The organism is Thermosinus carboxydivorans Nor1 (genome assembly GCF_000169155.1).
Classification (GTDB): Bacteria; Bacillota; Negativicutes; order Sporomusales; family Thermosinaceae; genus Thermosinus; species Thermosinus carboxydivorans.
In genome coordinates, this window is record NZ_AAWL01000014.1 from 1 (window position 1) to 13,202 (window position 13,202).

The 13,202-nt window shown below is 50.4% G+C and carries 10 protein-coding genes and 1 rRNA gene; 6 read left to right on the top strand and 5 right to left on the bottom strand.

Features of this window, described 5'->3' with window-relative positions:
* The 3 genes from TCARDRAFT_RS09880 to TCARDRAFT_RS09890 form a co-directional block, all read right to left on the bottom strand.
* Positions 1 to 542 (bottom strand): 16S ribosomal RNA (locus TCARDRAFT_RS09880); the annotation flags it as partial.
* A 337-nt stretch (positions 543 to 879) separates the two neighbouring features.
* Positions 880 to 1,833, bottom strand: coding sequence for a TIGR01212 family radical SAM protein (locus TCARDRAFT_RS09885; RefSeq protein ID WP_007289847.1), 954 nt, complete (start codon positions 1,831 to 1,833; stop codon positions 880 to 882).
* 12 nt (positions 1,834 to 1,845) lie between these two features.
* A complete protein-coding gene (locus TCARDRAFT_RS09890) occupies positions 1,846 to 3,585 on the bottom strand; it encodes a B12-binding domain-containing radical SAM protein (protein WP_040683307.1) in 1,740 nt (579 codons plus the stop codon).
* 147 nt (positions 3,586 to 3,732) lie between these two features.
* Here TCARDRAFT_RS09890 and TCARDRAFT_RS09895 point away from each other — a divergent pair, with 147 nt between their 5' ends.
* From TCARDRAFT_RS09895 to ligD (TCARDRAFT_RS09920), 6 genes are all read left to right on the top strand, one after another.
* Positions 3,733 to 4,515: an N-acetylmuramoyl-L-alanine amidase family protein gene (locus tag TCARDRAFT_RS09895; protein ID WP_040683308.1), complete on the top strand. Its 783-nt coding sequence runs from the start codon at positions 3,733 to 3,735 to the stop codon at positions 4,513 to 4,515.
* Between the two features lie 117 nt (positions 4,516 to 4,632).
* Positions 4,633 to 6,510: an oligoendopeptidase F gene (gene pepF, locus TCARDRAFT_RS09900; RefSeq protein WP_007289850.1), complete on the top strand. Its 1,878-nt coding sequence runs from the start codon at positions 4,633 to 4,635 to the stop codon at positions 6,508 to 6,510.
* Positions 6,511 to 6,672: 162 nt separating this feature from the next.
* On the top strand, positions 6,673 to 6,933 hold the full coding sequence (locus tag TCARDRAFT_RS09905; RefSeq protein WP_408643050.1) for a CxxC-x17-CxxC domain-containing protein: 261 nt from the start codon (positions 6,673 to 6,675) through the stop codon (positions 6,931 to 6,933).
* 190 nt (positions 6,934 to 7,123) lie between these two features.
* Positions 7,124 to 8,110, top strand: a complete 987-nt coding sequence (gene ligD, locus TCARDRAFT_RS09910; RefSeq protein ID WP_007289851.1) for a non-homologous end-joining DNA ligase — start codon at positions 7,124 to 7,126, stop codon at positions 8,108 to 8,110.
* An 18-nt stretch (positions 8,111 to 8,128) separates the two neighbouring features.
* Positions 8,129 to 8,956 (top strand): non-homologous end joining protein Ku, encoded by an 828-nt coding sequence (gene ku / locus TCARDRAFT_RS09915; protein ID WP_007289852.1) that lies wholly within the window; start codon positions 8,129 to 8,131, stop codon positions 8,954 to 8,956.
* Positions 8,949 to 9,869: a non-homologous end-joining DNA ligase gene (ligD, locus tag TCARDRAFT_RS09920; protein ID WP_007289853.1), complete on the top strand. Its 921-nt coding sequence runs from the start codon at positions 8,949 to 8,951 to the stop codon at positions 9,867 to 9,869. Before ku ends, ligD (TCARDRAFT_RS09920) begins: the two co-directional genes overlap by 8 nt.
* 45 nt (positions 9,870 to 9,914) lie before the next feature.
* On the opposite strand, the gene pckA is transcribed toward ligD (TCARDRAFT_RS09920), so the two are convergent.
* Complete coding sequence (gene pckA, locus TCARDRAFT_RS09925) at positions 9,915 to 11,477, bottom strand: phosphoenolpyruvate carboxykinase (ATP) (protein ID WP_007289854.1); 1,563 nt, start codon at positions 11,475 to 11,477, stop codon at positions 9,915 to 9,917.
* A gap of 234 nt (positions 11,478 to 11,711) precedes the next feature.
* Complete coding sequence (gene thrC, locus TCARDRAFT_RS09930; RefSeq protein WP_007289855.1) at positions 11,712 to 13,202, bottom strand: threonine synthase; 1,491 nt, start codon at positions 13,200 to 13,202, stop codon at positions 11,712 to 11,714.

Here is a 13,202-nt window from a genome sequence, read left to right on the forward strand (position 1 = left end):
TTACCGCGGCTGCTGGCACGTAGTTAGCCGTGGCTTCCTCCTCCGGTACCGTCACTTACTTCTACTATTCGCAAAAGTAAACTTCGTCCCGGTTGACAGGGCTTTACGACCCGAAGGCCTTCTTCACCCACGCGGCGTTGCTCCGTCAGGCTTTCGCCCATTGCGGAAGATTCCCCACTGCTGCCTCCCGTAGGAGTCTGGGCCGTGTCTCAGTCCCAGTGTGGCCGTCCATCCTCTCAGACCGGCTACTGATCGTCGCCTTGGTAGGCCGTTACCCTACCAACTAGCTAATCAGACGCAGACCCATCTTCTAGCGGTAGCATTGTTAAGAGGCCACCTTTCTCAACCTGGGCATGCGCCCAAGTTGACACATTCGGTATTAGCACCACTTTCGCGGTGTTATCCCCATCTAGAAGGTAGGTTGTCTACGCGTTACTCACCCGTTCGCCACTAGGAGCATATTGCTATGCTCCCCGTTCGACTTGCATGTGTTAGGCACGCCGCCAGCGTTCGTCCTGAGCCAGGATCAAACTCTCCAATAAATTTATCTATCGGAGCCTGTCTAGGCTCACTTATAAACCGGAATTATTTGTGCTTCTTTTTTAAGAAGCGCCGCACATCTGGCGTTTATGCTTACATTGTTCAGTTTTCAAGGAACACAGCCCGCCGCCACAGGGCGACGACAGTTATTTATGTTAACACAACTTGTACGCTGTGTCAACAGCTTTTTTCTTGTTAATTTTTGCCGTTCGCCACAGCGACGACTTTTTTATAATAGCACAACAAAAGTTGAATGTCAACATCACGCTGAACAATAAAAATAGCCGATTGGCACATTAGCGAAGACAGCCATAACCGCTAATTTCATTAAAACAAAAACTAAACGCCTTCCTCGACGAATTTTCGCACCGCCGGCCCGTTTAAATAAATGCACCGCTTACCTTGATAAGTATTGCGTTCTTCAAGGAGCTGTTCAATCCGCTCTTTGATTTTCCACCAGCCTGTCTGCCAGTTTGCAAACAGCGTATTAGTCTCGGGGGCGCGGCCAATCAGCCGCTGCACGACAATATCTGGATGGAGATACTCCAAAAAAGTTATAACCCGCTCAATATACTCCTCTTTACTGACCAGTGTCAGCTCCCCCTGCTCATACCATTTGGCCATGGGCGTCCCTTTAACGATATACAAGGCGTGAAGTTTTACTTGCTGGACCCCCAGCGCCGACAGGACTTTGGCATTTTCCACCACGTCGGCCATTTCATCCCAGGGAAGGTTCAAAATGAGGTGGGCGCAAACGTCGAAGCGGTACTGCTTGAGGCGAAGCACCGCATCGATAAATTCAGCCAGCGTATGTCCCCGGTTAATTTTGGCCAGCGAATGGTAGTTTACCGTCTGCAAGCCTAGTTCCACTGCAATGTCTACGCCCCGGGCAGCTTGCACTTTGGCCATTGCCTCCAAATAAGCGTCGTTAATACAGTCAGGCCTGGTGGCAATAGCAATGCCAACGATATCAGGCTGACATGCCTCCTCCAGATAAGCAGCAAAATCTTTCACTGGCAAATAGGTGTTGCTAAAGTTTTGAAAGTAGGCAATAAACTTATTAGCCTTATACTTTGGCGCAATATGAGCTTTATTAGCCGCGATTTGCTCTCTGACCGTCATAGAAGCAGGCAGGTTTTCATAGCCGGCGCCAATTTCACCGCAAAATACACACCCGCCCACCCCGCACGTCCCGTCCCGGTTGGGACAAGTAACAGGCAAGCCAATCGGCAGCTTATACACTTTCGTCCCGTAACGCCGGCGTAAATAGTCCGAATAAACCCGGTAACGCATGGCTTTCTCTCCCTACATCCCAAAGTCATGAGGCTGCACAATCTGATAGTTTATCCTATCTTGCGCATAGGAAAATAGAATGACTGTCCTTTCTTCCCTCAGCTCGCCGCCGGCAAGATAGTGCGGTATATTGACCTCAAAAACTTCGATATGGTAATTTCGCTTAATTTCCCGCCAACTAGTAAAACAATAACCAGGCAGATACTGACGAACGGTAGCTTCGTCCCGCCAAAACCTTGTTTTAACATACTCCCATTCATCACCGTTCCAGGGCAAGAATTCAGGGCGCACACCGCCTTCACCCGCCAGGGCGTCGAACTTAAGCAATTGAAGGCAAATAGCATCCTTCAACCGGTGATAGCGGCAAAATTCGGCCATGTGTCCAAACAAAGATTTGGCACTGTGCGAAAGGCTATGCAGGCCCCGCTCTTCCCAATAAGCAGCCAAATCGGCGTACAAGCGAAAAGCATCACCGCTATAGCAATCAACCAACCAGCGCAGCGTCGCCGGAAAACGACCGCTATTGTACGTTTGATTGAACACTTCCTCGAGGATGTGGAGCTTGCGCACTTCGCCATAAGTCAGATAATTATTGGCTAGCACCTGATAGGGCGCCGTGTCCATAAATACATAACCATGTTGTCCGGCCCGACGGCGAATACCTGAACCTTTCAGCAGCTTGAGAAACCCGATTTGGAGCATATGGGGCTGCAAGGCATAGAGATCATTAAACGACCGGCCAAAACGTTCGTATGTTTCATAAGGCAGACCGACAATAAGATCAAGATGCAGATGAATATTATCGTAGGAGCGCAGCTTAAGCACATTGCGGGCAATCCGGGACCAATCATTGCGCCGCTTTATTTCCGCAAGCGTGGGTTCATAAGTTGACTGGACGCCAATTTCAAACTGAAAGCGGCCCGGCGGTACCTGCGCCAAAAACGCCAGTACCTCATCATCCAAAATATCGGCCGCAATTTCAAAATGAAAATTAGTCCGGCAGTTCTGGCGGGCCAAAAACTGCCACAAGGGAAAGTAATGTTCCTTTTTGGCATTAAAGGTGCGGTCGACAAATTTCACTTGCTTCACATCGTGGCGAATGAAAAATTCCATGTCACGATAAACGCGCTCCAAAGGCAAAAACCGTACCCCTGTGGTAGCGCTTGACAAGCAGTATTGGCAGGAAAAAGGACAGCCACGGGAACTTTCGTAATAGATAATTTTATCCGCGAGCTGCGCCATATCTTCATCGCTATATGGAAAGGGAATACATGAAAGGTCGTGCACAATCTGCGGACCGCCATTGATCACTACCCGTCCACCACGGCGAAAGGCAAGACCCTCAATTGTTTCCACGTCCCTGCCGCTTTGCAGCGAGCTGAGCAGACGGTAGAGCGTTTCTTCGCCCTCGCCTTGTACAATATAATCAACCGCTGCATGACCAGCCATCACCTCGGCGGGGTCATAGGAAACTTCCGGTCCTCCCAGGACGATCGCCGTGTCAGGGAGCACTTTCTTAATGAGCCCCGCGAGCGTAAGCGTCATTTCGATGTTCCAGATATAACAGGCCATACCGATAACGCCCGGCTTTTCCCGGTAGATATCACCGAGAATATCGAGCAGCCCGTTGTTGATGGAATATTCTCTTACCAATATGTCGGCGCATACCGGACGGCAATATGCCTTTAAATAGCGTAAGGCCAGAGATGAATGAATATATTTTGCGTTAAGCGTTAACAAAAGGACCTTCATTGCTAGTCCTCCCAGTGTCAAAGTATAGTCGTACATAGTAGTTTCCGCGCCTCCTAGGAAATATCCTTTTAGGAAAGCCGACGCACCGTGCCGAATGCCGGTGCATAAAATAGAATGACTAAAAGGACTGGAAAGGAAGAGGAGGACATGCAGATTATCATAGATGGCCACAAAGTCCCCATAAACCCCCGCGTTTCAAAAGACCTCCTAATTACCCTGAAGAGCATTGCAAGAAGCCTTCACTGGGGAATTTTGTATGATACCAACCGCGAAACTGTATACATTAATACCAAAAGCGCCAGTGTGCCGGTACCACCCCACGAGCGTCCCGCATCTTCCCCCGCGGAGGCGGAAAGCAACCGTCTGGCCGGCAAAACCATCTGCATCGACCCTGGCCATGGCGGCAGCGATCTAGGTGCTATTGGCCCAACGGGCACAATAGAAAAAGATAACACCCTGGCTATCGCCCTTTTGCTCTGCGACAAATTGGAAAAAAACGGCGCAACAGTAATTATGACCCGAGAAACTGACCGCGATGTCAGTATGCCGGACGCGGAAACGGAAGTGGAACTAGGGGCTCGCGTCGATATTGCCAATGGCGCCGACGCTGACATCTTTATCAGCATCCATAACGACTCCTTCACCAACCCGACGGCAGCAGGCACGACCACATTCCACTATGGCCACCCCGAGTCCATCCGGCTGGCCAACTGCATCCAAAAAAGCCTGGTGGAAGGGCTTGGGACCCGCGATCGTGGCGTGCGGTTTGCCAGCTTTTTCGTCATCCGCTATACCAAGATGCCGGCTGTGCTGGTCGAAGTAGCGTTTATCTCCAACCCTGAGGAAGAAGTAGTTCTGGCCAGTATTGACGGACGGTATAAAGCAGCCGAGAGTATTTTCCAAGGAATTGTTAAGTATTTCAAAGTCTGACGCTGCCGATATAAAAAAGAATATTTCGTGGGCAAACTATACAGGAGTTGTCGTCTTAATTGCCAATATTATACATGGCACAAGTTGAAGCAAAAAAGGAGCGTGTTGACTTAAACAATGGCAAAGCTAATTCCTTTCTTAGCAGACGCCGTATTCTTCCCAACAGCCGCAAAAACGTCCAGCACTGCCGGTCTGCCGGTGAGGGAGGAAATCCCGGATAAATATAAGTGGCGCCTCGAAGATATTTATGCCTCTGAGGAGCTTTGGGAACAGGACTTTGCAAAACTAAAAAACAGCTTGCCGCAGCTGGCCGCTTATAAAGGACAATTAGCCCACTCGGCCCAAAACCTGCTTAAGTGCCTGAAAGCCCGAGATGAAGCCGGCATAACCGCTGGCAAATTATACGCCTACGCCAGAATGCGCCGGGACGAAAACTCAGCCAACGCTAAATATCAGGCCCTGACCGGTAAAACCGAAGCACTGCTGGCCGAAATGGGAGCGGTGACAGCCTTCATTGAACCGGAAATTATTGCCATGCCGGAGGAAAAGCTGAACGAATTCCGCCGCCAGGAACAAGGACTGGCAGAATACAGCTTTTACTTTGACAATTTAATGCGCCAGAAAAAGCATGTCTTGTCCCCGGCAGAAGAAGAAATTCTCTCGCGCGCCAGTGAAGTTACCCAGGCGGCGGAAAACATTTTCAACATGCTTGCCCATGCCGATCTGCGGTTCCCGCAGATTCAGAATGAAAGCGGTCAAACCGTCACGCTTAGCGAGGGCCGGTTCCGCTCTTTTATCATGTCGCCTGATCGCCGTGTCCGCCAGGCGGCGTTTACCGGGCTGTTCAATACGTATAAACAATTCCGTAATACCTTTGCCGCCACCTTGGGCGGCAGCGTGAAAAAGAATATTTTTTACACCCGTACCCGTAAATATAATTCCACGCTGGAAGCTGCGCTTGAACCTGATAACGTGCCGCTGGCGGTGTACAATAACCTTATCGCTACCGTACACGAACACCTACCGCTCCTGCACCGCTATGTCGCCTTAAAAAAGCAAGCCCTAAGGCTGGACGAAATTCATATGTACGACCTGTATGTCCCGCTCGTCAGCGATGTTAGAATTACCATACCGTATGACGAAGCTCTGCAAATGGTACAAGAAGCTCTTAAACCCCTTGGCGCGGAATACAGTGAAATTCTGAATAAAGGTCTCACATCCGGATGGATTGATGTTTACGAAAATCAAGGAAAACAGACTGGCGCCTATTCGTGGGGAACTTATGGCGTTCACCCCTTCGTCCTACTCAACTACAATGACCGATATGACGATGTTTCCACCCTCGCCCATGAAATGGGGCATGCCATCCATAGCTACTATAGTCACGCTAACCAACCCTATGCCACCGCCTCCTATACCACTTTTACCGCCGAAGTCGCCTCCACAACCAATGAAATTCTGCTTATCGACCATATGCTGAAGGTAACGCATGACAAGCGCCAAAAGCTGTATTTCCTCAACCAGTACCTCGAAGCCGTCCGAGGCACTGTTTACCGGCAAACCATGTTCGCTGAATTTGAGAAGCTTTTATATGAAAAAGCGGAAGACGGCGAAACGATCACGGCTGACATGCTAGATGACTTGTGGCGGGAGCTTAACCGCAAATACTATGGCCCCGACATCGTAGTAGATGAAGAAATCGCTGTGGAGTGGGCCCGTATCCCCCATTTCTATTGGCATTTCTACGTTTACCAGTATGTTACCGGCTATGCGGCGGCAACCGCACTGGCTGAACAAATCCAACGCGAAGGAGAACCCGCACAAAAACGGTATATTGAATTTCTCAAGAGCGGCGGCTGCGACTACTCGATCAATATTCTTAAACGGGCCGGTGTTGATATGTCTTCACCGCAGCCGGTCGCCGTCACCCTGAACAAGTTTGGCGAACGGCTGAATGAACTGGAAAAGTTGTTAGCGGCTATTGACAACGCCTAATCCGGTGTGTTATTATTAGTTCATAACGAAAATAATTGCGTCCTGGTCCGCTTGCGTAGTGTACGACTCAACCAACCGACCGGCAATTGTTTTGCGTAATATCAAGTCCAAAGGAGGTTGGTGAGCGATGACCTACCAAGACAAGGCGCTAACCTGCAAAGAATGTGGTACTACTTTTGCTTTTTCAGCAGCAGAGCAGGCTTTTTACGCCGAAAAGGCTTTCAGAATGAACCTGCTCGCTGCCCGGAGTGCCGTAGTGCCCGCAAACAGGCGACCGGTCGTGGCCCTGCCGCTCGTCCGCAGCGTGAACTGTTTGCGGCCGTGTGCAGTGCTTGCGGTGTAACCACTCAGGTTCCCTTTAAGCCTACGGCCGGCAAACCGGTATATTGCCGTGCGTGCTTCCAAACCAATAAAAACTACTAACAATAAGGCCGGATGTTCCGGCCTTATTTTATTTGAAATATGCCGCCGTTTGCCCCGCTAGGAGCCCGCTGCGGCGCTGCCGTCCCGTCTGGAACCAAGCGTTTCTAAACGCTTGGTTCCATTTTTTTCAAGGCGACGCTCTTCATTATTTAAGCCACAGTTTAAAATAATAAAGCCTAGGAGGAATATTATGCAAATTATCCCGCCGATGCTGGCCAAACCCGCCACTCTTCCCGCTGATGAAAAAGACTATGGTTTTGAAATTAAGTGGGACGGTATCCGCGCCGTGATTTATCTCGCTAGCGATAACTTGCGGATACTTAGCCGCAATTTAAAAGACGTTACGCGCCAATATCCTGAGCTGATGCCGCTGACCCAAGCCTTAGCAGGACACTCCGTTATTTTGGATGGAGAAATTGTGGCGTTTGACATAAATGGACGCCCTTCTTTCGCTCGCTTACAAAACCGCATGGGCCTGGCTTCAGACCGGACTATCGCCCGCAAAACTACTGAAATCCCGGCAACCTATATTATCTTTGACCTGCTATATATTGACGGCCAATCAACACTCTCCCTTCCCTACATCGAGCGGCGCCGGCTGCTGGAAGAACTGGACCTTAACGGTCCTAACTGGCAGACGCCGGCCTACAAAACAGGACAAGGCCGGGAGCTGCTACTTGCTAGCAGGCGCCTTGGTCTGGAAGGTATCGTCGCCAAAAAACTGGACAGTATTTATTTGCCCGGCAAGCGGCCCGGCACCTGGCTGAAGATCAAAAATGTACGCCGCCAGGAATTCGTCATCGGTGGCTGGCTGCCCGGCCAAGGGACGCGAACCGGAATGATCGGTGCTCTGCTCCTGGGCTATTATGACCGGACACCGAAAGAAGCGGCAAAAGCCGGCCAACCACAGCGGCTGCTGTTTGCCGGCGCGGTAGGAACAGGCTTTACCCATACGACACTAAAAAAGCTCCAGCATCTTTTAAAGCCGCTCGAGCAGGCCGAACCGCCGTTTGCTGAGTCACCGCCGCTCAAAGGGGCGGTTTTCGTAAAACCCGCATTAGTAGGCGAAGTTGAATTTACCGAATGGACACCGGGCGGCACGCTTCGCCACCCATCCTTTAAAGGCCTTCGGAATGATAAAGATCCTCGCGACATTCTCTGCGAAACCAAGGGCTAAGCCAAAGGAGGTATCCTCATGCCACGGCCAATGTGGAGTGGTTCAATCAGTTTCGGTCTCGTTAATATTCCTGTTAAGATGTATAATTCCGTGCGGAAAAGGACGCTCCATTTCCATCAGCTTCGCGCCGGTGACGGCTGCAAAATCCGGCTCAAACGGGTCTGCGCCCGTGACGGCCAAGAAGTTCCTAATGAGCAAATCGTCAAAGGCTACGAAATTTCACCCCAGCGCTATGTTATCGTAACCACCGAAGAACTGGAAGCACTCAACCCGAAGGCATCCCGCACGATTGAAATCGAAGATTTTGTTAATCTTGATCAAATTGACCCGATCTACTTTGAACAGTCGTATTATCTGGTGCCGGACAAAGGAGCTGGCAAAGCCTATACCCTGCTGCTGCAGGCCATGAAGCAGGCGGGAAAAGTCGCCATTGCCCGAGTAGTGTTGCGCAATAAACAGTACCTGGTTACCATCCGGCCTGCCGGTAAAGCTCTCTCCCTAGCTACTATGCACTATGCCGATGAAATAGTATCTCTGGAAGAACTGGAAGGACTGCCTGATACTGACATCAAGCCGAACCAGCGCGAACTTACCATGGCCGAAAAGCTGATTGAATCTTTGGCCGCAGATTTTAATCCTGCCAAATACCGCGATGAACACCGGGAAAAGGTGCTGGAAATGATTGAAAGGAAAGCGGAAGGCGAGACGGTGGTTGTTCAGCCGGTAGCACCAGAAGGCGACAAAATAGTAGACCTGATGGCCGCTCTCGAAGCCAGCCTGGCGGCCATTAAGAAAAAACAACCGGCTAAAGATACAAAAGACAGGAGACGAAAAGTTCGTGCCTAGCCAGTACACCGATGTGATCATTGAGGGAGTTGAGCTCAGACTATCCAACCTGGAAAAAATCTTTTACCCCCGAACAGGCTTTACCAAAGGCCAGGTAATTGACTACTATGTACGGATCGCCCCTGTTCTGCTTCCCCACCTTGCCAATCGCCCCCTCACGCTGAAACGTTACCCCGACGGAGCCCAGGCCGCCTTTTTTTATCAGAAACAATGCCCGAAGCACCGGCCAAAATGGTTAAAAACGGCGCCGGTGTGGAGCGAGCACAATAACGATCATATTAATTTTTGCCTTGTCAATGACCTGCCTTCACTGGTATGGGTCGTCAATCTGGCCACGCTGGAACTGCATACATCTCTGTCTTTAGCCACCAACACGGCCTGCCCAACAATGATGGTTTTTGACCTGGATCCCGGTCCACCGGCAACCATCATCGAATGCGCTCAAGTCGCTTTATGGTTAAAAACTTTTTTTGACCACCAAGGGCTTTTAGCCTTTCCTAAGACATCAGGCGCCAAAGGTCTCCAGGTCTATGTTCCTCTCAATACCCCAACCGACTACGCCACTAGCAAACACTTCGCCCACGTCCTGGCCAAACTGCTGGAACGGGAGCATCCGGGACAAGTGGTCTCAAAAATGACCAAAAGCCTGCGCACAGGCAAGGTGTTAGTAGACTGGAGCCAGAACGACGAACACAAAACAACGGTATGCGTATATTCACTCCGGGCACGGGAATACCCTACTGTTTCCACGCCTGTTGCCTGGGAAGAGGTAGATGAGGCCTGGCAAAAAAAAGACCCTCGCCTGTTGACTTTTGATCCTGATAAGGTCTTGGCGCGTGTCGACCGCTATGGTGACCTTTTTGCCCCTGTAACAACGCTAAAGCAAAGCCTTCCCTTGGCCGCGATAACCTAAAGAAATCAAAAGGCTAACCACACGGGTCAGCCTTCGTTTTTGCGTCTACACGGTACGTGGACCAGCGGCGACAACCTCTACCGGAATGTTGCCGCTGAATTTGGCAAAGTTTTTGGCGAACAGCCGGGCCAGTTCCTGAGCCTGCCGATCATAGGCGTCCTTATCGGCCCAGGTATTGCGGGGTTTTAACAGATCAACTGGCACGCCCGGACATTCGATAGGTACATAAACGTTAAAGACCGGATCAAGTTCATAAGCCACTTTATCCAATAACCCTTCGATAGCCGCGGTCACCATAGCGCGGGTATAAGGAATATTCATGCGCTTGCCAATACCATAGGGACCGCCTGACCAACCGGTATTAATGAGAAAGACGCTGGTATTGTGCTTTTCCAATTTTTCTCCCAGCAGCTTAGCATAAACCAAAGGTGACAAAGGCAGGAACGGTGCTCCGAAGCAAGCCGAGAAGGTTGCCTCCGGTTCGGTTACGCCCCGCTCCGTTCCGGCCAGTTTACTAGTATAGCCGGAAAGGAAATGATACATGGCCTGTTCTTTGGTAAGCTTCGCTACCGGCGGTAAAACGCCGAAAGCATCGGCTGTCAAAAAGATAATAGTCTTAGGGTGACCAGCAACACCCGGGATAAGGGCGTTGGGAATGTGGTCGATGGGATAGGCCGCCCGCGTGTTCTCGGTTATTTCATCACTATCATAGTCAGGCGTGCGGGTAACAGGGTCAATAACCACATTCTCCAGCACGGCGCCGAAACGTATAGCTTCCCAGATTTGCGGCTCATTTTCCCGGCTTAGCCTGATGCACTTTGCGTAGCAACCGCCTTCGATATTGAAGACACCGTTGTCGTTCCAGCCGTGCTCGTCATCGCCAATTAGCCGGCGGTTAGGGTCGGCGGAAAGGGTGGTCTTACCGGTGCCACTGAGCCCAAAAAACAGGGCCACATCTCCTTTAACGCCAACGTTGGCCGAGCAGTGCATAGATAAAATACCCTTTTGGGGCAGCAGGTAATTCATAACCGTAAAAATGGATTTTTTCATTTCACCGGCATAATGCGTGCCGCCGATCAGCACGATCCGGCGCTCAAAGTTGAGGATGATGAATGCTTCGGAGTTGGTGCCGTCAATTTCGGGTACGGCCTTAAATCCCGGCAGGCAAATAACCTGAAAATCGGGAGCAAAATCGCTTACCGGACCTTGGGGACGGACAAACAATTGGTGAACAAAAAGATTATGCCAGGCAAACTCATTGATAAAACGGACGGTGATGCGGTGCTGTTCATCTGCACCGGCAAAACCGTCGAAAACAAAGACTTCGCGATTTTGCAGATAGGCCAACATACGATGGTAGAGACGCTCAAATTTTTCTTGGTCAAAAGGCTTGTTGGTTCCCCAGGCAATGTCATTATGGACGGCGGGTGTATCGACAACAAACTTGTCGTTGGGTGACCTACCCGTATACTTGCCTGTCGTTACCCGCAGCGCGCCACTATCAGTCAAAACCGCCTCACCGCGCCCACAGGCTAGTTCCACTAACTGCGCCGGCGTCAGGTTATAATAGACCTGTCTTGCCATCTCAAGGCCATTGATGGCGACCATAGTCATTCCCCTTTCATCTATTTCACATATAATTAGGGCCAACCGTTGCCAATTATAACACAATTATTTTATATGTAAAAGTATTATTTTGACCTATTTCGTAAATTTTAAACAAAACAGCATAACATATTTTTTAATTAATTCTATGCTGTTACTCTAAACACATGCCGACTTTCCCTTTATGCTGTATGCAAGATAGCAAAAAGATAGCCAGGTAGCGGCTATCTTTTTGCGTTAACTCAATATGTCTTGTACTATAGCTTTCATATCGTCCCGGGCACATAAACGATGATGCCGTACGGGTTTTTGGGCAAGAGTAGCTAAAGCAGGTGGAATAGGCCACCCAGTGTTCTCGGATAATTGGCGTAGCATGGCAAATTCGTCACCGTCCGCCTGCTTGCCATCGGTAAGGGCAGACAGTACGCTAGCATTAAATTTAAAGGGACTGGCCGTTGATACGACAACCGTCGGCGTAGCGTCATTCGTCTTTTCCCGGTACTGACGGAGAACATGCCAGGCAACAGCGGTATGAGGGTCAAGCAAGTAGCAGTGCTCCTCGTATACTTCCTTAATGGTAGTAAGCGTCACAGCGTCATCGGCCCAATCTGCCCAGAATATTTCCTGAATCCGGTCGAGATCCTCGTCCCGAACACGGTAACGGCCGTTAGAACGAAGCTGTTCCATCCACTGCTTAACCTGGGCACAGTCACCACCCGTAATATGATAAAGCAACCGTTCGAGATTGCTCGAGATAAGAATATCCATAGACGGCGACAACGTAGTATGGAAAGGCCGATTGCGATCGTAGACGCCGTAACGTAAAAAATGGGTGAGGACATTATTGCTATTGGAAGCGCATAGCAGCCGGTTTATCGGCAGTCCCATCCGCTTGGCATAGTAGGCCGCGAGAATATTACCGAAATTACCGGTGGGCACAACAAAGTTTACCGCATGTCCGGGAGCGACATTACCCAACCGCACCATGTCGGCATAGGCACTAAAATAATAAACTATTTGCGGCGCCAACCGTCCCCAGTTGATTGAATTGGCCGAAGATAAACGAAAGCCGCGCTCTGCCAGCGCTGTATTAAAGGCGCGGTCATTGAAAATTTCCTTTACCCCATTTTGCGCATCGTCAAAATTGCCTTTGACCGCAACGACAGCCACATTGCCGCCTTCCTGCGTCACCATCTGCAAGCGCTGCATTTCACTAACGCCGCCATGGGGAAAGAAAACGATAATGCGGGTCTGGGGAACATCCTTAAAGCCTTCCAGCGCCGCCTTGCCCGTATCGCCTGAAGTCGCAACAAGAATGACGATTTCCGCCTTCTCCCCTGTTTTGCGCAGGGCTTGGGATAAAAGGCGCGGCATTAGTTGCAGAGCCATGTCCTTAAAAGCGCTTGTCGGCCCGTGCCAAAGTTCCAAAACGGCAGTATCGGCGGTAATCGACCGCAGTGGTGCAACTTCCGGATCATCAAATTTTTCCGTGTTATAGGCGGCGGTAAGCGCGGCCCTGATTTCTCCGTCACTGTAGTCTGGCAGGTAGGGAGCCAAAATGACGGCGGCCCGTTCCCAATAAGACATCGTACCGAACTGAGCCAGCGTTTCCTGGCTTACCTGCGGTATCCGTGAAGGTACGAACAAGCCGCCATCATCGGCCAATCCGGTCTTAATCGCCTCCGCCGCCGACAAACCGGCTTGTCCTCCCCGCGTGCTTAGATACAT

Bases quoted from the DNA above. Each gene is read 5' to 3' on its own strand.
- TCARDRAFT_RS09885 (WP_007289847.1), bottom strand. From the start codon at position 1,833: ATGCGTTACCGGGTTTATTCGGACTATTTACGCCGGCGTTACGGGACG.
- TCARDRAFT_RS09890 (WP_040683307.1), bottom strand. From the start codon at position 3,585: ATGAAGGTCCTTTTGTTAACGCTTAACGCAAAATATATTCATTCATCT.
- TCARDRAFT_RS09895 (WP_040683308.1), top strand. From the start codon at position 3,733: ATGCAGATTATCATAGATGGCCACAAAGTCCCCATAAACCCCCGCGTT.
- pepF (WP_007289850.1), top strand. From the start codon at position 4,633: ATGGCAAAGCTAATTCCTTTCTTAGCAGACGCCGTATTCTTCCCAACA.
- TCARDRAFT_RS09905 (WP_408643050.1), top strand. From the start codon at position 6,673: ATGTGGTACTACTTTTGCTTTTTCAGCAGCAGAGCAGGCTTTTTACGC.
- ligD (WP_007289851.1), top strand. From the start codon at position 7,124: ATGCAAATTATCCCGCCGATGCTGGCCAAACCCGCCACTCTTCCCGCT.
- ku (WP_007289852.1), top strand. From the start codon at position 8,129: ATGCCACGGCCAATGTGGAGTGGTTCAATCAGTTTCGGTCTCGTTAAT.
- pckA (WP_007289854.1), bottom strand. From the start codon at position 11,477: ATGGTCGCCATCAATGGCCTTGAGATGGCAAGACAGGTCTATTATAAC.
- thrC (WP_007289855.1), bottom strand. From the start codon at position 13,202: ATGTATCTAAGCACGCGGGGAGGACAAGCCGGTTTGTCGGCGGCGGAG.